Here is a 22,125-nt window from a genome sequence, read left to right as displayed (position 1 = left end):
TGGTGCAATCTTTATTGATAGCATAAACGCTGTTACCATTTGAATAATTCCGATAGAGGGTAGGGGCAGAGTTCTCCTGGTGAAAAAGAACCAATATAAAGGCTCTTACATATTCTTTGTATAAATAGTTGGGTTAATTGGAATAATTAATTGATTTTCTCAATTACCTTTCATTTTCTATGCAGACCTTCTTTGACAATTTTTGAAGAGTCTATGATAATTGCTCCAATTGAATATTGCCCAAACCCATACCAGGAGAATTACCTTTGCCGGATTTTTTTAGATTTCATCACTACTTCTTGATTCTTATTAGGTCTTAACAAACGAATTAGTAATGTTAGATAAAAGAGGATGGCTCTATATTATTAAACAAAATCCTTGTCACTTTGCTCGCAACAAGGATTCGATGGAACTAATTGAGGAAATGCTATTTCCTAAAGCCAATTGAAGAATTTAATATCGCTCAAATTGAGAGAAGAAAAAGCTGCCCTCAATCTCCGCGTTTTCGTTAGAGTCAGAACCGTGGATAGCGTTAGCATCGATAGATTTAGCGTATTTGTTACGTATTGTTCCTTCAGCAGCTTTTGAAGGATCGGTAGCACCGATTAACGTACGGAAATCTTCAACAGCATTATCTTTTTCTAAGATAGCTGCGACGATTGGTCCTGATGTCATAAAATTAACCAAGTCTCCATAAAAAGGACGTTCTTTATGAACCTCGTAAAACTTGCCCGCATTTACTTCGCTTAGCTGAATGTATTTCATTGCAACGATCTTGAAGCCGCCATTTATGATGTCATTCAAGATGGCGCCAGTGTGACCATTTGCAACTGCATCTGGCTTGATCATTGTAAAAGTTCTGTTTGTTGCCATTATACTCTAAAATTTTTTGCAAAGTTAATAAAATTAAAACAACTTGAAAAAGTTTTGGACAGAGGTTACTTTTCTAAGATTAGCAATATAATTCTCTAATTTAATATTTATATCAGACACCTGTAAGAAAGTCGGGGTTTATGGAGGTCAGAAATAATTGTCTTTCATTGCCTACATCAAAACGTTTAGATCTGCATTCGAAATTGTTTTTATTCCTTTTAAAGTGTGCCAAAGTCTACTTTTTCTTGAGATTGGAATTTTTTAAGAATGTTTGATTCCTCTCCTTTTGAAAGAATAGAGGTAAGGTTTCTGAGTCCTTCCTTTCATCAGTTATTTTCCTTTTCTTATTAGCTCCCTTATCCCCTTAGAGCATTCTGTTTTTTTGTTATCCAATTTCTTATTTATAGAATTTGTTGTTTTCCCCTAAACAAACATATTTAAATAAGGCCCTTCATTATTATTTATAATAACAGTATATAAAATATATTAAACATGATATTCCAAATATCACTTTGGACTTAATTTCAATGGACGGAGTAGGTATACTTTCTGAGGTATAACTTTTGATGCTGGGATTTCATGTAGCCTTGGATGAAAAGAACTTTGCCACTAGCTAAACAGGATGTTAATCCATTTATTATTTGGGGATAGATGGGGGTAATTTAATAGGTTTATCTGTTCATATGGAAAGGAGAAAGGAATATTTTTATAGCAATATCACAGGCCTTTTTCAACAAAAAGTTTTATGGATTGTTCTAGGATTACAGCTATTTTAAAGAATCCTTATGAAAATAAATGAAAAGAAATTAAATCGAATTGGGGAACAGATAAAGCTAAAGGGGTATAAAATGTCGTTGGCAGAAAGCATGCCAGCAGGTTTTTTTACGAGTATATGGAGCTTGCAGACTGAATCTGGAAATTATTTGCATGGTTCAATAGTATGTTATGCTGAAAAAATTAAAAAAGAAGTCTTAAAGGTTCCAGGATCCTTGATTGACCAGTACTCTGCAGAGTCCAAGCAGGTGACCGAGGCAATGTTGGTAGGTTTGGCAAAAGTAATACCAGCTGATATTCATATAGCTGTGACGGGTAAGGCTTTTAGTGATTCAGAGGAGAATTCTAATTCCATTAGAGGTGACGTATTTCTCTGTATTTCTTGTAAGAATAAAGTGATATCGCAGAAGTTTCAATATTCCTCTCGTAATGCCGCACACATATTTATATCAGCATTTAACACGAGCCTCGATATCTTAGAGTCCCTTCTTTTCAAATAAACAGGGGTTACCATAATCTTAGGTCTCTCTACATTGATTAACCGAAGGTCTTGTCTTATAAATTCAAAAAACACCTAATTTTTTGATTACTTCCTATTTTATTATAGAAAATAGAAACCTTCAATTTGATCCATTTTAATTTTGCTTATTACCCATAATTCATTTTTGATCTCCTATGTTTCTAATTTATTTTTTGAATTAAAGTTTCTACAACCAAACCTATTTTTCATTGAACCCTTTTCCGTCAATGATTTTCTGATAATGTTTTTGAATTCTAGCTTCTCTAGTTGTGGATCGCTTAGCTTGATTAAAATAAAATAAATATCCATTTTGGCGTCCAGGTGTCAAGGAATAAAAAGCTTTTGTTAGCACTGGGTCTTCATTTAATACTTTGTAAAATTCCTCAGGTATGGGATAGTCGCATGGTTTCCTCAACACTACCTCTTTTCCTGAATTTTCAATTGCCTCTTCTATAAAATGCTTAATACTAACATGGAGCTCCTTGATCTGTTCAATATTCTTAAATCGAATCTGCCTTGCTGATTGTACGTTTTTAGTTTGCTGAATTAGAATGTTTTTCGGATCCTTAAGCAAGGAACCTTTGTGAAAAAGTAAGGCACAATAATCTTTGAATCCGTGGATTAGTACAATATTCTTCCCTTGAAAAGTATAACATGGGTGATTCCATTTGTAAGATTCTTCAAGTGAGTTGTTTTCACGAACAATCTCTCGAAGTAATTGAATTTCGGCTTTCCATCTAACAGCATTGGCAAAATAATCCTCTATTCTTTGTTTCATAGGAGTTTCTTTAGTTTTAATTGAGAACAATTTTTCTTTCGGGTGGCATGAGGAACCATGACAAAACCTTTGAAAAAATCAATATCAATAAAGGTACGGTTTCTGCGAATGAATGTCCAACTGCCAAATGTGAAATAAAAGCCCCGGACCTCGCAAAGAAGAATCCTACATAAGCCCATTCTTTCAATATCAGAAATTTCGGAATTAGTAATACCAAAACACCCAATAATTTCCAGGTTTCAAGGATGTTCAATAGATAAAAGGGATATCCCAAAGAGCTTACAATTGAATTATAGCCACCGATCTGTAACAATTGTTGAATACCTCCTGCAATCATCCCAATTGACAAGAATATAGTCGCTGTCCAATAAATAATCCTGTAATGCATTTTCAACAATTTTACTTCCTTAAGTAATTCTTGGAGTCTGTTATGCACGAAATTAAGGCCATTTGCAAACGGTGTTTGTATTAATTGGTTTCTGAATTCAACTTTCCTTAATATTATTTGCATGTTCAGCTTGCTAGTTTCGTGGGTAAGTTTTTTATTATCCAAAAATTCAAGTTGAATGGGAAATTTTGGTTTTCCCATTTCAAATGTTCGTGTGATTCTCTAGATGGGAATACACTCATGAATAGTTCCGTTGGCACGAAACACCACATTTCCGTTATACGAAGTTTCTAATGCATAAAATCCATGCTTCTTGATGTCCATTTTCAGAACTTAGGTACTCATCCAATGTTCAAAAAGATTTGGGTCTTCATATGCTTTAAAAAGCAGTTGCCAGAGGCAAATCAAAAATCTTTGAGGTGAAAAATGAATGAGAGCCCAGGTAGGCAGTTGCTTTGGTATTTTGTATCATTTTTATTGATTTTGTCCCACATTTGCCGGAATGGTTCTATAAAATATTCGACCTCCTTCATCTTGTCTGCACTAGCCAGATAATAAATCTCCCTCCCACGATGTTCTTGTGTAAACAATTTACATTCGACCAGGATTTGTAGATGTTTGGAAACTGGTGGTCTTGACGTGCCAAAGTTTGAAGCGATTGCACCTGCAGTCATTGCTTGTGTAGCTACCAACATTAAAATTGCTCACCTGGTTGGATCAGAAATGACTTGAAAAACGTCCCGCCTTAAATTCATTATGAGTAATTTAACTCAATATTTCTGCTTTTTTATTAAATAATCAAAATTAATACATTGTTTTTCAAGGCATTAACTTTTCGAAATAATAATAAAATTACTGGCCCTCACATTGATGACCTAAGGTTTAAAATAGTATCTCGATTAAGTGGTTTGGTCAGGTATGATTTAACGAGTTCATCTTTTGAGGACTTCTCTATGTCCCGAGAGTCAATTGAAGAGGTTAGGATGTGGATGGAAAGGTCGAACTTTTCCTTTTGGGACCTTATGGCATCCAAGAATTCCCACCCGTTCATAACGGGCATATTTATGTCTAGGAAGATTAGGTAAGAACTATTAGGATTATTCCTGATGTGTTCTATTGCCAACTCCCCGTTCTCCACAGCTATGATCTTGTTGTGAGAGAAAACACTTGAAATGATTGTTCTATGAATGAAGTTGATGACTGGATCGTCATCGACCAGAAGTATCGTTTTTTGTTCCATGTTGTGTTGAGTTTGACTTTTCTGTCATTGACCTAATAATTATGTCCAATTCCTCAGCTGATTCCTTGATGAGTTCCATGATCCGTACCTGAGATAGACCACCACCTCCATATTGTAGCGATACTTCCGCAAGTCCTAAAAGTCTTGTTAGAGGAGCCCTGAGTTCATGAGACTGAGCCCATGCAATCTCCCTTAGTAGCCGGTTCTGCTCCTCAATCATCTCCAGGTGCATACGGGATGTGGTCACGTCAAGCGCTGCACCGACTAATTGAATTGCATTTCCCTCGTCGTCTCGCAGTACTTGACACCTGTCCTCATAATGATGGAGGCAACCATCTGCTGAAACTCTTCGGTATTCGGCAGACCATGAACTCTTATATTTGTCGTCAATCACCTTCCAGAGAGAGTCCCATACCTTTTGTCTATCGTTAGGTAAAATGGTGGAAAACCATGAATTTGCTATGGTAAACTCTTCGGAATTCTCTGGCTCTAGTGGTTGCTGCCCCCCCTTTCCCATAGTGAAAGTATTGACTGAGAGGTCGACGTGCCAGATCATCTCATTGCTCGCTAGCATGGCGAGCCTAAAAATTTCATAACTTATATTTAACCTTTCCTCATAAGTTTTCCGTTCCGTAATGTCCTGGATAGTCCCCTCGACCTTCACAGGCGTTCCGTCATCTTTGGTGACCAACAGTACTTCCTGTCTTACCCATTTAATTCTTCCTGAAGGGGTAATGATTCTATGCTCAAATCCCCTAGCGACATTTGGTGAGAGTAGTAATTCAGGTTTTTTTTCGATCAGGTAACGGTCATCGGGCAAAAATGTTTGTTTTAGGTTTTCCATGGTGGGAAGGAAGTTGCTGGAGGAGCGTTCATAGATATTGTAAGTCTCTTCGCTCCATACAGAAATTTGAGTGTCGATTGGCCTATACCAATACCCCAATTTAGCGATCCTCTGAGCATTTTGGAGCCTGTGGAGCGCGCCATGGAGCTCTTGCTCTGCTTTGTCCTGTTCGGTAACATCTTTTCCCACAACGATGATTCGCATAGATTCCCGAGATACGGCTGCTGACCAGAGCAGCGTTCGCAAATTGCCCTCTACATTTGCTATCCTGCTGCGGAATGGACCAATGTTCCATCCGTTGACCATGGAAATAAAATCCCGAATTGCACGACTGATGTCCTCAGGGTGTACAATTTGGAGAATGGAAGTGTTTGGTGAAATTATACCATTTCTCGATACGAGTGCGGCAAATGCCCTATTGTATCTATCGATTTGACCGTCCCTGCCGAGGATACAGTGTGGGTCAGGAGAAATGTCGAAAAGCATGAGATATTCACTCTCTTTCATTTCGTGAGCAATCGGTGTTGCGATTTTTAAAGATACTCTCTCCAGAAATGAGGTAGTTGTATCCAGTTTGTCCAACGACTTTATTGAATAGCAAATGAAGCATCCTAGGAATTTTTCTGCGGCAATGATAGGGATTCCAAAGGCGAATCCAAGTTCTGGAGAATCCATTCTTGTAACGACAATGCCCCTTTCCATCCATACCTTTCCTGGAAGACCTTCACCCTTATTGCAAGTGAAGCGTGGTGAAAATCCCTTTAGCAGATTTTGACCATCCCGCTTGCTAGCCCTACCGCTAAGGCTAAGAGATGTAGAATCCATTGATGCAAGCCAGATCTCTGACGTTCTTATATCTTCGAGCCCCAGGATAACCTGGATGGCCTTTTCCACGAGTATCTCTAGTGATGGAGATTCAGCAATCACTTTCTCGATTTGCTGGAGGGCTTGGTCACAAAGATCCCTTTCGGTCATTTCAGTAACGTCACAAAGCCCAAGCCTGACTGCCTTTCCTTTTCCTTCGAGGGTCACAACTGAAAGATCAAAATCTAACCATCGTTTTTCACCGTTTTTACGGATGATGGCATATACCCCCTCAGAGAGGGTTTGCTCCCTCAGGGTTCTTTTCAGTAGGTTAGTGATTAGTTCCTTGTCCTTCCCTTGAACAAAATTGAAAATATTATTCTCGGATAGCTCCTCTGGCTCGCAACCTAATAAACTGCTGTGGAGCTGAGAAACGAAAATGAATTTGCCTTCCTCATCGAGGACCGAATAGTGGGCAAAGTCCATGTTTTGCCCTGTTCCTTGGATACTATCCTGTTCGAGCTCCACTGCGTTTACTAATAACGCTTTCCTACCAGAATATGTGATTGGGGTTATGAATAGTTTCACCAAAAAGCTACCTCCTCCAGCGTTCCGGTGCCTCTGGATTACTTTGTCGGCTATATCGACCATATGTTCTTCTATCCTATGTTTTGGATCAGCAAGAACATCCTCTAGGGTCATACCCATGAGCTGGGTTAATGAAAATCCGTAGATCCTTTGAGCACACTTGTTGATGGCAAGGAAAGAGTGGTCGGAACTATCTAGTACCATCATGGGGATGGGGGAAAGGTTAAAGATATCGTCATGTTCCATCTTTTATCGAAATAAGTGTCTGGCTTTTATTTTGCCCAATAGAACAATGACGCCTAAAGGGAACCGAATTTACGTTTTTTTTCTAAGTCCCATGACACCGAACTGGGATTTTGTGGTTTTAACAGAATGGAAATTTTAAGTGATGCGTCCCAAATAAATTTGCTTTATATTCTAAAATGTTAAAAAAGTTGAAGATTCTCATTCCTCCTATCTTAGCTACCCCGAGTGGGTTAGTAAGGTTATGGGTTGGGTTCTGAGTAAATAATCAGCAAAAGCTAATTTGCCCTTAGTAGGTGTTTTTGTACCAAATCAATCCATAAATGATTTCAAGTTATAGTTGCAGGGGCAGCTCAAAACATTGCGCCAGATGTAGTGCATTCGAACGGTATGGAAGGGGAAGTATTAAGGAAGATCTTTGGTAAGTGAAGAAATGTTGACAAGAAGCCAATAATTATTGTTCTCTTTCACTATTGGAGGATTGAGTGAGGTTTCTCTTGCTCTCCCTTTTTTTTATGACAGTTATCCATTTGTTCTTTCCATGGCTTGTAGAGTTACTTCATAGTGAGCTATCGGTGTAACAAACCCATGATACAAATCTCTAAAGAGCCATTAGTATTCCCATTTTGCTCGGGGAGAGTCCTTGTTGGGACTATGTAAAAACTGGCATTTAAAACAAACAGGGTTTAACAAAATTACCTAACTTTGTACTATGTCAAAGAACCTGCAAGTAACAATAGATAAGGACTCGGGCTTCTGCTTTGGGGTCGTTTATGCGATCGATATGGCAGAAGAAATCCTGGACAGGGATGGCTATCTGTATTGTCTTGGTGACATCGTGCACAATGATGAAGAGGTCGCCAGACTTAAAGCCAAGGGTTTACGCATTATTTCTCATGAAGAATTGCACGACCTCAAGGACGAAAAGGTGCTGATCCGTGCTCATGGCGAAGCTCCTGAGACTTATAGGACGGCATTAGAAAATAGTATTACGTTGATCGATGCTTCTTGTCCTGTTGTGTTGAAGTTACAGAACCGCATTAAAACTTCGCATGATGAAAATGAGAAGATATTGATATTCGGTAAGCATGGGCATGCTGAGGTCGTTGGTTTACAGGGACAGACCAACAATGAAGCCCTCGTGTTTCAAGATCTCCAAGAACTCGATGGAGCAAACTTGCCAGCGAAATTTACACTTTACAGTCAGACCACAAAAAGTGTCGATCGTTTTTATGCGATCAAGGAAGAGCTTATTAATAGAGGTTATGAGGTAAAAGCTAATGATACCATTTGTAGGCAAGTATCAAACAGGTACGAGGATTTAGGTTTATTTGCACAGCAATATGATAAGATCATATTTGTTTCGGGAAAGAAGTCTTCAAATGGGAAAGTTTTATTTGAAGTTTGTAAGCAGGTAAATCCTAATACTTATTTTATTTCCGATCCAGCAGAATTGGAGTCTGACATCTTTTCAGACAATGAAACTATTGGAATTTGCGGAGCTACCTCCACCCCGATGTGGTTAATGAAGAAAGTAAAGGAAACTATCGAATCTTATTAATCGTCATTTTAATTTAAAATTCATTGATTCAGGCCGTTGAAATAAACCATTGCGCCTGTTTTGCTATAAATATTGCCTAATTTTGTGTTTAGTATGAGTAAAAAAGCTAAAAAGGGTGTGTTGTTGGTTCAGTTGGGTACCCCTAATTCACCTACTACAGGTGAAGTGAAAAAATATCTAACTGAGTTTTTAATGGATCCAAGGGTAATGGACATTCCTTATGTATCTCGGACTTTGTTGGTAAAAGGGATTATTGTACCAAAAAGAGCTTCAAAATCAGCTCATACCTATTCCACTATCTGGAGTTCAGAGACCGGGTCTCCATTAATGTATTATAGCGTTCAACAGCAAAAAATGCTTCAGGAAGAACTTGGAGAAGAATATCATGTTGAATTAGCAATGCGGTATCAAGAGCCTTCTATTCCGAATGCTTTAAAAAATTTGGAAAGAATGTTTTTGGATTCGTTGATTGTCATTCCTTTATTTCCGCAATATGCATCTGCTACCACTGGTTCCGTTATCGATCGTGTAATGGAATTGATGCGTGGATGGCAATACTTTCCTAAGGTAAGTTTCGTTAGTAGTTATTGCGATAATCCTTTAATGGTTGATGTAATTGCGGAACATGCTCAAAAACATGATTTGAATGATTATGATCATTTTCTGTTCAGTTATCATGGACTACCTGTTCGTCAATTAGGTAAAGTCGATCCTACGGGGGAATTAAAGTGTCCAGATTTTGGTTGCGATTCTTGTAAGAAAGAAATTAATTCTTTTTGTTATTTATCGCAGTGTTATGCAACCACACGGGCTATTGTTGAAAAATTGAATATTCCAGAGGAGAAGTATACCGTTTGTTTTCAGTCAAGGTTAGGAAAAACCCCTTGGATTCAACCATATACTTCTGATACACTGCATGATTTGGCGAAGTCCGGAAAAAAGAAATTATTGGTGTTCAGTCCTGCTTTTGTTGCTGATTGTATTGAAACATTAGATGAGATACAAGTAGAATATGCAGATGAGTTTAAAGCGTTAGGAGGGGAAGAAGTTCATATGGTTGAGAGCTTGAATGAAAACCCGAAGTGGATTGAAGCATTGAAAAGAATGGTGTTGGAAAACGGAAATTAAGATGTTAAAATTAAATGCAGTAATATTATTTCTATTAGATTTTTATATATTCTTTGCCTTACGAGCAACTAATATTAAGTTTATTAAGACAAAATGGTTTAGCATCCTTTGGTGGGGTTATTCCTTGTCCTTGCTAATAGGCTTATTTATTTCATTTCAATATAGCATTCCATTATCTGTTCGTTCCATTATTTTAGTTGCATTCTTTCTGACAGCAGTCAGCAAATTTATATATGCAATTGTTTTGATCATCGATGATGTTCGTCGTGGCGGGATCTGGATTGGTCGATTATTTTCAAGCAAGAAAGGTGAGGATCTTGAGGATCGACTAGAAAGACTTGAAGAACCGTTGCCAGAAGTATCTAAAAAAGGAATATCTCGATCTGACTTTTTATTAAAATCAGGGATTATTGTAGCTGCCTTGCCAATGGTCCCATTAGCATGGGGGGTAATTTCCACGGCCTATGATTATCGAGTAAGACGTCAAAAATTAGTTTTGCCAAATTTACCCAAAGAATTTCATGGGATGACCATTGGTCAAATTTCTGATGTCCATTCAGGTTCGTTTTATAATAAAAAGGCCGTTATGGGCGGGGTTCAAATGTTATTGAACGAAAAGCCTGATGTCATCTTTTTCACGGGAGATTTAGTGAATAATGTGGCTTCTGAGATGAGAGATTACCAGGATATCTTTGCACACGTTAAAGCGGATCTAGGAGTTTACTCAACTTTAGGTAACCATGATTACGGGGATTATTATTTTGGTCCTGGTGATTCTCCAGCGAAAAGAAAAAATCTTCAAGACTTGATTGATACCCATAAAATCATGGGTTGGGATCTCTTAATGGATGAGAATCGCGTCTTGAAAATGGGTAATGAGGAAATCTCAATAGTGGGTGTACAGAACTGGGGAACTGGAAGATTTCCGAAAAAAGGAAATTTAGAGAAGGCATTGTTAGGTACCGAAGATAAAGCCGTTAAATTGTTGTTATCGCATGATCCATCACATTGGCGTGCCCAAGTACTAGATACTGATGTGGATGTTATGTTTGCGGGACACACCCATGGTATGCAATTTGGCGTAAGAGGAGAGAATTTCCAGTGGAGTCCAGCAAAATATATTTATAAAGAATGGGCTGGTTTATACAAAGCGGGTCCATCTCAATTGTATGTAAATACTGGATATGGGTTTTTAGGTTATCCTGGTAGGGTTGGTATTGCTCCTGAAATTACCATTTTTGAATTAGTAAAAGGATAATTTATCCTCTTCTAACCAATTATCCTTGCAAAATGATTGTTTAAATGCTTTCTGATTGCAGATCTATATGCTTCTGGATCTCTTAGTTTCAAAACCTGCACTAGTTCCTTGTGAGAAATAAAATCCCCCTTTATTATATCTTTTTCCAATAATCCGCTTTGATGAACATATTGAAATATTGGAAACAGCATCTCTTGTAATTCTAAAAGAATTCTGTTTTTGGATATTTTATATAATTTCCCATGAAATCTAATTTCATCTTCTACATGCCAAGGATTAGCAGTATCTCCGGATACAATCTCATTTGCAATTTTTCCCAATTCTGCTATATCTTCATCAGTAATATTATTGACAATGAAATCAGCCATTCCAACTTCCAAGGCTAACCTCATTTCAAACATATCTTTCAAAGTTTCATTATCTAGAATTGAGGGGTGAAATACCTTCCTGAGAGAACCAAGAACATCTGGATTTCTTAATACAGCTCCTTTATGCTTTATGGATTCAATTAATCCAATTGTTTTCAATCGAAGTAGTGCTTCTCTAACAACAGTCCTACTAACCCCAAAGCTTTCTGCCAAATCCAATTCTTTAGGCAATACATCGCCAATATTCAATTTATTTTCTTGAATAAATTGAATAATTCTTTCTTCTGCTTTATCTACAAGGCTGGAAGTATCAATACTGCCCAATTTTTCCATTGAAGGGGTATTCTGGTCCATAGGTTTTCTATGAAGGTTTAATTTAATGTTACAATAATATTAAAAAAATGTTTGGATGTAAAATATTATGTATTACATTTGATTAATTATTATGTATAACATAATCCAATTTAATTATTCATTTATTATGAAAAACCTTTATTATCATTCTTTGCGAAAGGTCCTATTAATGGCCTTTATATGCTGCCTGAGCCTAGCAGCGTATTCGCAAACCGCATTAAAAGGAACTGTTACTGACCCACAGGGAAGTCCACTTGAGGGAGTAACTGTAACTAATCAAACACAGGGTCAGGTTACAAAAACCGATGAACAAGGGGAATTTAGCATTCAAGCTAAAGTGTCGGATGTTATAGCATTTTCTTCATTGGGCTACCAATCCCACAAACTAACCTTAGAAAATTTGGGTTCATTAAGAATTTCATTGAATCCAACGGGAGAAGATTTAGAGGAGGTGGTTGTTTTAGGTTATGGTAGTATTAAGAAATCTAACTTAACAGGTTCAGTTTCCCGATTGGATAAAAGAGTACTAGAAACTGGGGTTCGATCAAATCCAGCATCTGCATTGGCAGGAACCATCCCTGGATTAAGAGTACAACAAACTTCAGGTCGTCCAGGTTCAGTTCCTAATATTGTTCTTCGTGGAGGAACAACTTATGGTGGCGGAGGTTCGCCATTGGTCATTGTTGATGGACTGATTCGCTCAGGTTTCTCAGATATTAATCAAGATGATATTGAATCGATTGATGTATTAAAAGATGCTTCTGCAACCGCAATTTATGGAGCTAGAGCTTCTAATGGTGTTGTATTAATCACCACAAAACGTGGTAAAGATGGAGTGTCCAATATCTCATTGAAGTCCAAAATTGGGGTCAATTCCTTGAATATCCCTTTTGAATTTCTGGATGCTAAGGACTATTTATATTGGTCAAGAAAGGGTGTGCAGACTTCCGGGATGTATCAACCCAACCAATTGAATCAATTGACTTCTGTTGGTCCATTCGGTACAGGTAATAAATATAAGGATGCTGATGGCAATATCTTGGATGGTAACAAAGTTAGTAATGCTGTTTGGAGTACCATGTTCTTAGATGATTCCAACAGAGAATTATTAAATCAAGGCTATCAAATTATGATAGATCCTGTAACAGGAAAAGAGTTAATCTATAAGGATTTTGATTATACAGACTATGCTTTGCGTAAGAATGCTATGACTCAAGACTATAACTTGGCTGTTCAAGGAGGAAATGAGAAAAGTAAGTATTATGCAAGTTTAGGGAAATACTATGAGCAAGGAGTTCCAATTGGAACCAACTATGACCGGTTAACCTTTATTCTTAATGGAGACTACAAAATAAAGCCATGGATTACATCTAATTCAGGGTTGAATTTCGCAAATACGAAATGGAGAGATGCCATCAATGGTGAAGGAAATTACATGACGCGTGCTTTGGGTGCTCCTCCAACCATGCGCGGATTTAATGCAAATGGGGATTTATTGGTAGGTCGTGATTGGCAGGATGGGAACCCAGCGGTTAATAATGACCGTTTTATCCGCAATAACCAGAATCAGAAATTTACGATGTCCCAAGCTTTTGTCATTGATTTATACAAAGGATTGAGTTTAAGGACAAGTGGTAACTGGTTTATCAACCAAACGAATAATGAATCATTCAACCGTGACTATTTAGCAAGTCCAGGCAACTGGGTTAGGACTCGTAATTCATCAGCTAGCTATGATAAGATATTAAATCAAACCTATAATGCCGTATTAAACTATAAAACTACAATTGCTGAAAAGCATAATGTTGATGCTATGGCGGGTTGGGAATTCTTTGATTCCTATAACACAGGGTTTTCTGCATCTGGATCAGGTGCCCCATCGGATGATTTTATGGATTTGGGCTTGACCAGTACAGAAGCTAACCGTCGTGGTATCGACTCTTACCATGTCCGTAACAGGATTACTTCCTTCTTCGGACGTCTTAACTATGATTATGACCAACGCTATTTAATGACTTTGACTTTGCGTCGTGATGGTTACTCGAATCTATTGAATAATCGTTGGGGAACATTTCCAGGAGTTTCATTAGGTTGGAATTTGCATAATGAGGAATTCTTTGCAAACAGCATAGGGGCAGACAATTTTATCAATACTTTAAAATTGAGAGCTAGTTACGGTGCGAACGGAAATATTGGAGGTATCGGAGCATATACCTTGCAAGGAACATATGGTACTTCAAAATATGATGGAAATGTTGGCTATGCTATGACTAGTTTAAGTATTCCTAATCTGAAATGGGAAAGTTTGATTACCAAAGAAGTAGGTTTAGAAACTAGGTTGTTTAACAGACTAGATCTATCCGTTGCATATTATCATAGAACGACTTCGGATAAAATTGCAACCTTATTATTGCCAGCCTCAGCAGGGTTTACTTCAATTACCACCAATAATGGTGATATGCAAAATCAAGGGGTTGAGATAGACTTAAATTATCAGGCAATCCGTGCTAATGACTTCACATTGAGTTTCAACTGGAATACTGCCTACAACAAGAACAAGATTTTAAAGCTGCCATATAACGGTGTTGAAAATAACCGTCAGAATGGTTTCCAAGTATATAATCCAAGTACAATGGAATTAGAATGGGTTGGAGGTTTACAAGAAGGGCAAGATCCTAATGTGGCTTATGCATATGAGGCATTAGGAATCATTCGCACCCAACAAGATTTGGATAATTATGCTCTTCAATTAAAGGATTTGATTGGGTTTAGAACATTAGTGCATCCAGATGTATTCAATGCAATGACCGCTTCAGAGAAAGCCTTGCATTATCCATTAGCCTTAGGAGATGTTATGTGGAAAGATGTTAATAATGATGGTATTATCAACTCTTATGATAGGGTTTATATGGGAAATACTGTTCCGCGTTGGACTGGTGGATTTGGATTGTATTCAACCTATAAGGATTTTTCATTAAGTGCAAGATTTGACTATGCACTTGGATATGTTGCTTATGATGGTCCGAGAGCTTGGTTTTTGGGTATGATGCAAGGAACATTCAATACTACAAAAGAAGTGTTGGATACTTACAGCCCTGAAAATACTAATGCGAAATACCCAACTTATTATTGGGCAGATCAATTGTTTAAAAACAATACAAGTCGTGAAAGCAGTATGTTCTACAATAAAGGTAATTATTTGGCATTCAGAGAGATTTCTTTAGCATATCGTTTACCAAGATCTTTGGCTAATAAAATGAAAATGGAAGATTTAAGTATTTCAGTAACAGGGCAAAACCTTCAGTATTGGACTGCCAACACCTTATTTTCTGCAGAAAGCGGATCGATAGGACAAGGTGGTGGTGGTTACCCATTGCCAAGAACGGTCATTTTTGGTCTTCAATTAACCTTTTAAAACTTAAGTCATGAAAAAGATATTAATAGCCTTAGCAATAGCGGCAACTAGCATAACCTTTTCCTCTTGCAGCAAGATGGAATTAGATTTAACCCCAGAAGATTATTTTGCAAGCGGGTCTTTTTGGAAAACTCCGGATCAGGTAAAAGGGGCAATGGTTGGTATCCATAGCCAATTAAGAAATGCACAGCAAACATTATGGAGTTTTGGAGAATTAAGAGGAGGAACGTTGAGAGACGGGACCAGTTTTACAGGTACAGCCTCTTTAAATTCAAGCTCAATTATTATTCAGGATATTCGGGAAAGCAGTCCAGGCTTTAGTAGCTGGGCGAATCTTTATGGGCAGATCTTTCAGATCAATAACTTTATATATCAGGTGGAATCTGCTACCTACCTTTCAGATTCTGAAAAAGGATATTATTTAGGTCAGGCTTATGGTCTGAGAGCATTTTACTACTTTAATCTTTTCAAAACTTGGGGGAGGGTTCCATTAGTAGCAGAAGCCAAGGTAGCGAATCAAGCGCCGAGCTCAGCAGAAGAGCTATATACAGCCCGCAGCAAAACAGAGAAAGAAACCTTAGATTTTATTAAAGCTGATTTAGAGAAATCGGTTTCAAGCTTCAATAATGATTATAATATTTTAAATCAGAAGGCACAGTGGTCATTAGCGGCTACCCAAATGCTGAAAACAGAAGTGTTCTTATGGTCAGCAAAGGTAAAAGTTGATGGTAATGCACCTGCAAGTACTTCACAAGATTTGCAAACGGCGAAAGCTGCGGTAGAAAGTATAATTCCAAAGTTCTCTTTAGTTGGTGATTTTGCAAATGTATTTGCTACAGCAAGTTCTGCCTCCAATAAAGGGAATTCTGAAACTATTTTTACCCTGAGGTATCAATATGGAGAGGCAACCAACTTCTTCAATAATTTTCTTTATGCGCAGAGTGATGATATTTCAGGCTATGTTGATGATAAAGGAAATGCAATTCCTGCGGATCCATTGAAGATTTCAAATACTGGAATTATTCGTTATGAATATAAGTATAACCTTTATCAATTATTTGATGCTGCGGATACAAGGGCAAATGCAACTTTTTTAAACTTTAATAAGGGCGATGTACATGCAGTGGTTTTCCGTAAATTCTTGGGATCCATCGTCGAAGGAGTGAGGAGTTATTCCGATGACTATCCGATTTATCGCTTAGCTGATGCTTATCTTTTATTGGCAGAAATAAAAAATAAATTAGGTCAAGATCCTACCAATGAAATTATGTTGGTGAGAAACCGTGCCTACAAAGGGTCAGCCCCACAATTTGTAAACGGTAGCTTTGAATCCAATGAGCTTGCTATTTTCTACGAAAGAACAAAAGAGTTTGTATCTGAAGGAAAACGTTGGTTTGACCTTCGACGTATGCAAGATGCCTCAGGAAATCCATTAGTTTTTCGAAAAGACTTGAATTTGGTTGGTGTATTGGATAACAACGATTCCCAAAAACATAAAATTCTTTGGCCTATTGATCTTGGAACCCTATCGGCGGATCCAAAGTTAAATGGAGACCAAAATCCTGGATATTCAGGAACTTAATGCTAAATTTAATATTAACCTATCCTGAACCACAGGATAGGTTATCTAGTTTTTAATAATTTGTATATGCTAAACAACAAAATAGAAGGATTAATTGCTGCTCCATTTACAGCTTTTGATCAGAATGGTGAACTGAACCTAGACCTTATTCCAACTTATTATCAGTCCCTAAAGAAAAATAATGTAAAAGGAGCTTTCATCTGTGGATCTACAGGAGAAGGTGTGTCCTTGACTTTTGACGAAAAAGTTCAAGTCTTGAAGGCTTGGACAGCATTGACCAAAGCAGATCCGGATTTCGCCTTGATTATGTTTTTAGGCGGTACGAATGTTAAAGAATGTAAGCAATTGGCGGTAATCTCGGAGCAGGAAGGAGCAGATGCTATTTCCTTTACTTCCCCATATTATTTTAAACCTGCAAATGTGCAGCAATTGGCTAAATGCTGTCAAGAAATAGCTGCCTCTGCACCAAATACTGCATTTTATTATTACCATATCCCGGTTTTGACAGGCGGGAACTACAATATGATTGACCTGTTGGAAGCAGTGGATGATTTGGTTCCGACCTTCAAAGGCATCAAATATACGCATGAAGATTTTATGGATTTCTTGTCTTGTTTGAATTATAAAAACAGGAAGTACGATATGCTTTGGGGACGTGATGAAAACATGTTGTCCTCTTTGGTATTAGGGACTAAAGGAGCTGTAGGAAGTACCTACAATTATGCTGCTCCATTATACAATGATTTAATGGCAGCCTATGAGCAGGGTAATTTTGAGGAAGCCAATAAATTGCAACAGAAATCCATTGATATGATCCGTTTGTTAGGCAAATATGGAGGTATTGCGACTGGAAAAGCTTATATGAAATTGGTGAACTTGGATTGTGGAGAATTTAGATTGCCAATAGCCAATATGTCAAAAGAGAATTTTGAGTTGTTCAAGGCTGATGTTGCGGCATTGGGTTTTGAATCCTTTAAATCAATCAATTAATGCGGATTAAGACAATATTATCTATGGCGGTTTTAGTGGTTGGTTGTTCTGGTTCGCAGAGCAAGTCTGGATTAGTATGGGAAGAAGCAAGTCAATTGCCTGCGATTTCTGGGTCAAAAAATATAGGTGTCGCAGGACCGATAGCCGGTATCATTCAAGATAAACTGATTGTGGCAGGAGGAGCTAATTTTCCAAATGGATTGCCTTGGGACGGAGGGAAAAAGTTTTATCAATCTCAAGGATTTATCTATTCCATTTCAGGGTCAAGAATAAAACTGGATACGATATTTAACCTTCAAGACAGGATTGCCTATCCCGCCAATTTGAGCTATCAAAATTCGATTTTTATTGCAGGTGGTGAAAATGAAAATGGGCCATTGAAACAAGTTTCAAAATTTGAAATAGCGGAGAATGGTGATATAATAAAAAAGAATTTTCAGCCTTTGCCGATAGCATTAACCAATGCTGGTTTAGCAGTAGGAAATAACGAATTGTTCTTCGTAGGCGGTGAAAATGCTGAATCTGTTTCTGACAAGGTTTATTCCCTGAAATTGGATGACTCGACCTCAAATTGGATTGAATATATTCAGTTGCCTTATCCAATTAGCAACGCAATTGTAGTTGGAAACCAAAAGGATAAAATCTACATAGTTGGTGGTAGGAAGAAGAACCTGAATAGTATTAGTGAAATCTATGATGGAGTACTGGAATTGGATATCCCATCAAAAAGCGTAAAAGAAATTTCTAATTTACCTAAACCTTTAGCTGCTGGAACTGGACTTTATAAAGATGGAAAGATTTATGTTTTCGGTGGCGATGATGGCGGGACATTTTCAAAGGTAGAGCAAGCAATTGTTGAAATTACCCAAGAAAATGATCCTGACATCAAAGGACAACTAATTTTAGCCAAGAATAAACTTCAAGAAAATCATCCAGGATTTTCTAAGGAGAACTGGGTTTATGACTTGAAGTCTGATTCATGGTCAAAATTGGAACCTATGCAAACTGAAAGTCCGGTAACAACAACAGCATTAATTAAAGAGAATCAATTTTTTATTCCATCAGGAGAGGTTCGAGCGGGGGTTCGTACTGGTCAAATTCTTGTTGGACAGATAAAATAAACCTATGAAAAACAGTAATAAATATCCTTGGATCGTTGTAGGCTTGTTATGGTTTGTGGCACTCCTAAATTATATGGATCGCCAGATTTTATCAACCATGCGACCTGCAATGGCCATCGATATTTTGGAATTGGAAAGTGCTGCGGTATTTGGTAACCTGATGGCTGTATTTCTGTGGATATATGGCTTTATGAGTCCAGTAGCCGGAATTGTGGCCGATAAATGGAACCGAAAATGGTTGATTGTAGGGAGTTTGTTTGTATGGTCTGCAGTTACTATGGCTATGGGTTATGCCAATACTTATGAACAGTTATACGCTCTAAGAGCAATTATGGGCGTAAGTGAAGCCTTGTATATTCCTGCAGGTCTTTCCTTGATTGCGGATTACCATTCGGATAAATCAAGGTCTTTAGCCGTTGGGGTACATATGACCGGGTTTTATTTTGGGCAGGCATTAGGTGGCTTTGGGGCTACTGTGGCTGCTTCTTACTCCTGGCATTATACCTTTATCTTGTTTGGATTGATCGGAATCATCTATTCCATTGTCCTTATTCTGTTTTTACATGAAACTGATCATCGATCTGATGCCAAGAAGTTGGTGGAAAACAAGGTTCCCTTATTAAAAGGGCTTTCCATCTTGTTCTCCAATATTGCATTCTGGGTCATCTTATTATATTTTGCTGTTCCTAGTTTGCCAGGCTGGGCAACCAAGAACTGGCTACCTACCTTATTCTCTGAAAACCTGCATATTCCTATGGAAAAGGCAGGTCCATTGGCGACTATTACCATTGCCCTTTCTTCATTCTTTGGAGTAATCCTAGGAGGAATTATTTCGGATAAATGGATACAAAAGAATGTCCGCGGAAGAATCTATACCAGTGCTATTGGCTTGGCATTGACCATTCCAGCGGTAATATTGATTGGATATGGGCACAGCGTCTTTGCAATCGTTGCTGCAGGCTTGATGTTTGGATTCGGTTTTGGGATGTTTGATGCAAATAATATGCCGATCCTGTGTCAGTTTGTGTCTTCAAAATACAGGGCTACAGCCTATGGTATCATGAATATGGTCGGTGTATTTGCGGGAGCATATATCACCAAGATCCTTGGTGCCTCTGCAGATGAAGGTCAATTGGGAAGTGATTTTGCTTTATTGGCGGGAATTGTGTTGATCGTTTTGATCATTCAATTGGCCGTTTTAAAACCGAAGGGGAATGAGGCTATCGATTAAAATACTTTTCTTATTTATTCTATCTATTAACTTTCTTTTTGCCCAACAAAAGAAGAAGGTAGCCTGTATTGGTGATTCAGTGACTAAAGGCTCTAATTTAGCCAAAGGGAAAACCTATCCTGAGCAATTGCAGCAATTGCTTGGCGATGGTTATGAAGTACGCAATTTTGGGAGAAATGGTGCAACGCTATTGGAAAAAGGGCATAACCCTTACCTGAAATCAGAAGAACTAGAGGCTGCGTTAGCCTTTAAACCTGATATGATTGTCATTTCCTTGGGCTTGAATGATACAGATCCAAGAAATTTGCCTAACTACCAAATTGACTTTCAAAGGGACTACAATAAACTAATTTCACTTTTTGAAAACGAAAATCCGAAAGTGGAGGTGTTTGTCTGTGAGATAAGCCCAATCTTTAGTGGTCATCCTCGGTTTCTATCCGGAACTCGGGATTGGTACTGGGATATCAAAAAGGAAATAGAGGCAGTAGCGGTGATACATTTCCACAAGCTCGTTGATCTCTATTCGCCTTTAGCTTTTCGTATCGATCTATTTGATGATTATTTACACCCTTCTGAACAAGGCGCCGAAATTATTGCAAAGACCATTTTTGATAGAATTGTTCCTGTAAGGCAGAAGCTTTCCGTACATGAAAGTATAGGTTCGCATATGGTATTGCAACGTAATCAAACTAATCGAATAAAAGGAAAGGCGAATGCTGGACAGACTGTATTTATTGAAATGAAGGGTGGAACTACCTTATCCAATGCTGATAAAGAAGGGGAATGGGCAATGGATGTGGATGCCATGCCCGCTGGTGGACCATATAGGATGAAAATCAGGACCGATCAGGATTCGATAATCTTAGAAGATATATTGTTCGGAGATGTGTTTTTAGCATCAGGACAGTCCAATATGGCTTTTCCATTAAAGGAGGCCAATGGATCAAAGGAATTGATTAAAGAGGCATCTAAACACAATAATATTCGAATTTTTAAGAACAAGGTCCTTAAGGAAACAAATAATGAAGAGTGGGATGAAGTTACTTTAAAGAAAGTAAATGATTTGGAATATTTCTCTGGAAACTGGGAAAAGTTAACAGCAGAAAATGCTGCCAACTTTTCCGCCATTGCTTTCAGTTTTGCAGAAGCATTGGAACAGGAAATGAAGGTTCCGATCGGTATCATTGAACTAGCCGTAGGTGGTTCGAATACTGAGTCTTGGATTCCGAGAAGAAGCTTGGAGGAAGACCCTCTTTTGGCGACCTATATCCACGGGTGGCGAAAATCTGATTTCATCCAGGATTTCTGCAGGAACAGAGCTGAGGTTAATCTGAAGAAATCTAAGGTCAAGAACCAAAGACATCCCTATGAACCGGCCTATAATTTTGAAGCTGGCTACAATAAGTGGAAGGATACTTCATTAAAAGGGGTACTGTGGTATCAGGGAGAAAGTAATGCACATAACGTTGAATTACACGAGCACTTATTCAAGACTTTAATAGATTCTTGGAGGGCGAATTATAAGCCTTTTTTGGGTAAACGGGAAAGGTTGCCATTCTATACGGTTCAACTTTCCAGTATAGATAGGCCATCTTGGCCAAAATTCAGGGATAGCCAAAGAAAGCTTAGCAATGAATTGAAGGATGTCTATATGGCAATCAGTTCTGATGTAGGTGATTCCTTGGATGTACATCCAAGGGAGAAGTTAATTATAGGAAATCGACTGGCAAATCTGGTCTTGAAGCATCAATTTGGGAAAGATAATAATGCGGACAGCCCGCAACCCATATATTCTTATCGCAAAGAAAGACAACATGAAATAAGGTTCAGTCATGCCAAGCAATTAAGGGCAGTGGGATCAAAAGAAGTTATAGGTTTTCAGGCTAAGGATGAAAACGGAAACTTGGTAGATCTCAGGGTGGTCGAAATAAAAGGGAATTCGGTTATCCTGGAAAATCCTAAAGGTTTAACAGAAATATATTATGGATATAAGCCTTTTTCAAGGGCTAATTTGGTGAATGAGGAGGGAGTTCCTGTTTCCACATTTTCGATTAAAAGATAAAAA

The 22,125-nt window shown here is 38.0% G+C and carries 17 protein-coding genes; 10 read left to right on the top strand and 7 right to left on the bottom strand.

Going from position 1 to position 22,125, the window contains the following annotated elements; translation table 11 throughout:
- Positions 1-453: 453 nt before the first annotated feature.
- The gene (locus PZ892_RS16370) at positions 454-873 is read right to left on the bottom strand and encodes a nucleoside-diphosphate kinase (protein WP_094257327.1); all 420 of its coding nucleotides are present in this window, start codon (positions 871-873) and stop codon (positions 454-456) included.
- Between the two features lie 785 nt (positions 874-1,658).
- Here PZ892_RS16370 and PZ892_RS16365 point away from each other — a divergent pair.
- Positions 1,659-2,147 carry a nicotinamide-nucleotide amidohydrolase family protein gene (locus PZ892_RS16365; RefSeq protein WP_094257326.1) on the top strand — a complete coding sequence of 163 codons (489 nt, stop codon included), beginning with the start codon at positions 1,659-1,661 and terminating at the stop codon, positions 2,145-2,147.
- A gap of 219 nt (positions 2,148-2,366) precedes the next feature.
- Here PZ892_RS16365 and PZ892_RS16360 read toward each other — a convergent pair whose 3' ends face one another.
- The 5 genes from PZ892_RS16360 to PZ892_RS16340 form a co-directional block, all read right to left on the bottom strand.
- Positions 2,367-2,945 carry a DUF1801 domain-containing protein gene (locus PZ892_RS16360; protein ID WP_094280763.1) on the bottom strand — a complete coding sequence of 193 codons (579 nt, stop codon included), beginning with the start codon at positions 2,943-2,945 and terminating at the stop codon, positions 2,367-2,369.
- Positions 2,946-2,961: 16 nt separating this feature from the next.
- The gene (locus PZ892_RS16355) at positions 2,962-3,333 is read right to left on the bottom strand and encodes a DoxX family protein (protein WP_094280762.1); all 372 of its coding nucleotides are present in this window, start codon (positions 3,331-3,333) and stop codon (positions 2,962-2,964) included.
- A 404-nt stretch (positions 3,334-3,737) separates the two neighbouring features.
- Complete coding sequence (locus PZ892_RS16350) at positions 3,738-4,028, bottom strand: winged helix-turn-helix domain-containing protein (protein ID WP_277711568.1); 291 nt, start codon at positions 4,026-4,028, stop codon at positions 3,738-3,740.
- A 167-nt stretch (positions 4,029-4,195) separates the two neighbouring features.
- Entirely contained in the window at positions 4,196-4,573 is a 378-nt protein-coding gene (locus PZ892_RS16345) for a response regulator (protein ID WP_277711567.1), read from the bottom strand.
- Complete coding sequence (locus PZ892_RS16340) at positions 4,542-7,055, bottom strand: PAS domain-containing protein (RefSeq protein ID WP_277711566.1); 2,514 nt, start codon at positions 7,053-7,055, stop codon at positions 4,542-4,544. The genes PZ892_RS16345 and PZ892_RS16340 overlap by 32 nt, the downstream gene beginning before the upstream one ends.
- Before the next feature lie 709 nt (positions 7,056-7,764).
- On the opposite strand from PZ892_RS16340, the gene PZ892_RS16335 reads away from it, so the two are divergent.
- The 3 genes from PZ892_RS16335 (at position 7,765) to PZ892_RS16325 (ending at position 10,999) form a co-directional block, all read left to right on the top strand.
- Positions 7,765-8,613 carry a 4-hydroxy-3-methylbut-2-enyl diphosphate reductase gene (locus PZ892_RS16335; protein ID WP_277711565.1) on the top strand — a complete coding sequence of 283 codons (849 nt, stop codon included), beginning with the start codon at positions 7,765-7,767 and terminating at the stop codon, positions 8,611-8,613.
- A 93-nt stretch (positions 8,614-8,706) separates the two neighbouring features.
- The gene (hemH, locus tag PZ892_RS16330) at positions 8,707-9,741 is read left to right on the top strand and encodes a ferrochelatase (protein WP_094280724.1); all 1,035 of its coding nucleotides are present in this window, start codon (positions 8,707-8,709) and stop codon (positions 9,739-9,741) included.
- Between the two features lies 1 nt (position 9,742).
- Positions 9,743-10,999 carry a metallophosphoesterase gene (locus PZ892_RS16325; RefSeq protein WP_277711564.1) on the top strand — a complete coding sequence of 419 codons (1,257 nt, stop codon included), beginning with the start codon at positions 9,743-9,745 and terminating at the stop codon, positions 10,997-10,999.
- A gap of 11 nt (positions 11,000-11,010) precedes the next feature.
- Here PZ892_RS16325 and PZ892_RS16320 read toward each other — a convergent pair whose 3' ends face one another.
- The gene (locus PZ892_RS16320; protein ID WP_277711563.1) at positions 11,011-11,721 is read right to left on the bottom strand and encodes a FadR/GntR family transcriptional regulator; all 711 of its coding nucleotides are present in this window, start codon (positions 11,719-11,721) and stop codon (positions 11,011-11,013) included.
- A 127-nt stretch (positions 11,722-11,848) separates the two neighbouring features.
- Here PZ892_RS16320 and PZ892_RS16315 point away from each other — a divergent pair, with 127 nt between their 5' ends.
- The 6 genes from PZ892_RS16315 (at position 11,849) to PZ892_RS16290 (ending at position 22,122) form a co-directional block, all read left to right on the top strand.
- The gene (locus PZ892_RS16315) at positions 11,849-15,136 is read left to right on the top strand and encodes a SusC/RagA family TonB-linked outer membrane protein (RefSeq protein WP_277711562.1); all 3,288 of its coding nucleotides are present in this window, start codon (positions 11,849-11,851) and stop codon (positions 15,134-15,136) included.
- A gap of 10 nt (positions 15,137-15,146) precedes the next feature.
- The gene (locus tag PZ892_RS16310) at positions 15,147-16,718 is read left to right on the top strand and encodes a RagB/SusD family nutrient uptake outer membrane protein (RefSeq protein WP_277711561.1); all 1,572 of its coding nucleotides are present in this window, start codon (positions 15,147-15,149) and stop codon (positions 16,716-16,718) included.
- Between the two features lie 66 nt (positions 16,719-16,784).
- Positions 16,785-17,708, top strand: coding sequence for a dihydrodipicolinate synthase family protein (locus tag PZ892_RS16305; protein WP_094257317.1), 924 nt, complete (start codon positions 16,785-16,787; stop codon positions 17,706-17,708).
- Complete coding sequence (locus tag PZ892_RS16300) at positions 17,708-18,829, top strand: hypothetical protein (RefSeq protein ID WP_277711560.1); 1,122 nt, start codon at positions 17,708-17,710, stop codon at positions 18,827-18,829. The genes PZ892_RS16305 and PZ892_RS16300 overlap by 1 nt, the downstream gene beginning before the upstream one ends.
- A gap of 4 nt (positions 18,830-18,833) precedes the next feature.
- A complete protein-coding gene (locus PZ892_RS16295; protein WP_094257315.1) occupies positions 18,834-20,060 on the top strand; it encodes an MFS transporter in 1,227 nt (408 codons plus the stop codon).
- Complete coding sequence (locus PZ892_RS16290) at positions 20,044-22,122, top strand: GDSL-type esterase/lipase family protein (RefSeq protein ID WP_277711558.1); 2,079 nt, start codon at positions 20,044-20,046, stop codon at positions 22,120-22,122. Before PZ892_RS16295 ends, PZ892_RS16290 begins: the two co-directional genes overlap by 17 nt.
- Positions 22,123-22,125: the final 3 nt, after the last annotated feature.

The organism is Sphingobacterium sp. WM, from assembly GCF_029542465.1.
GTDB classification, from domain to species: Bacteria; Bacteroidota; Bacteroidia; order Sphingobacteriales; family Sphingobacteriaceae; genus Sphingobacterium; species Sphingobacterium cellulitidis.
The sequence above is the reverse complement of the archived record's forward strand: the minus strand, read 5'-3'. Positions and strand labels throughout refer to the sequence as shown.

Excerpts from the sequence above, each read along its gene's own strand:
- PZ892_RS16370 (WP_094257327.1), bottom strand. The coding sequence starts at position 873 with ATGGCAACAAACAGAACTTTTACAATGATCAAGCCAGATGCAGTTGCA.
- PZ892_RS16365 (WP_094257326.1), top strand. The coding sequence starts at position 1,659 with ATGAAAATAAATGAAAAGAAATTAAATCGAATTGGGGAACAGATAAAG.
- PZ892_RS16360 (WP_094280763.1), bottom strand. The coding sequence starts at position 2,945 with ATGAAACAAAGAATAGAGGATTATTTTGCCAATGCTGTTAGATGGAAA.
- PZ892_RS16355 (WP_094280762.1), bottom strand. The coding sequence starts at position 3,333 with ATGCATTACAGGATTATTTATTGGACAGCGACTATATTCTTGTCAATT.
- PZ892_RS16350 (WP_277711568.1), bottom strand. The coding sequence starts at position 4,028 with ATGTTGGTAGCTACACAAGCAATGACTGCAGGTGCAATCGCTTCAAAC.
- PZ892_RS16345 (WP_277711567.1), bottom strand. The coding sequence starts at position 4,573 with ATGGAACAAAAAACGATACTTCTGGTCGATGACGATCCAGTCATCAAC.
- PZ892_RS16340 (WP_277711566.1), bottom strand. The coding sequence starts at position 7,055 with ATGGAACATGACGATATCTTTAACCTTTCCCCCATCCCCATGATGGTA.
- PZ892_RS16335 (WP_277711565.1), top strand. The coding sequence starts at position 7,765 with ATGTCAAAGAACCTGCAAGTAACAATAGATAAGGACTCGGGCTTCTGC.
- hemH (WP_094280724.1), top strand. The coding sequence starts at position 8,707 with ATGAGTAAAAAAGCTAAAAAGGGTGTGTTGTTGGTTCAGTTGGGTACC.
- PZ892_RS16325 (WP_277711564.1), top strand. The coding sequence starts at position 9,743 with ATGTTAAAATTAAATGCAGTAATATTATTTCTATTAGATTTTTATATA.
- PZ892_RS16320 (WP_277711563.1), bottom strand. The coding sequence starts at position 11,721 with ATGGACCAGAATACCCCTTCAATGGAAAAATTGGGCAGTATTGATACT.
- PZ892_RS16315 (WP_277711562.1), top strand. The coding sequence starts at position 11,849 with ATGAAAAACCTTTATTATCATTCTTTGCGAAAGGTCCTATTAATGGCC.
- PZ892_RS16310 (WP_277711561.1), top strand. The coding sequence starts at position 15,147 with ATGAAAAAGATATTAATAGCCTTAGCAATAGCGGCAACTAGCATAACC.
- PZ892_RS16305 (WP_094257317.1), top strand. The coding sequence starts at position 16,785 with ATGCTAAACAACAAAATAGAAGGATTAATTGCTGCTCCATTTACAGCT.
- PZ892_RS16300 (WP_277711560.1), top strand. The coding sequence starts at position 17,708 with ATGCGGATTAAGACAATATTATCTATGGCGGTTTTAGTGGTTGGTTGT.
- PZ892_RS16295 (WP_094257315.1), top strand. The coding sequence starts at position 18,834 with ATGAAAAACAGTAATAAATATCCTTGGATCGTTGTAGGCTTGTTATGG.
- PZ892_RS16290 (WP_277711558.1), top strand. The coding sequence starts at position 20,044 with ATGAGGCTATCGATTAAAATACTTTTCTTATTTATTCTATCTATTAAC.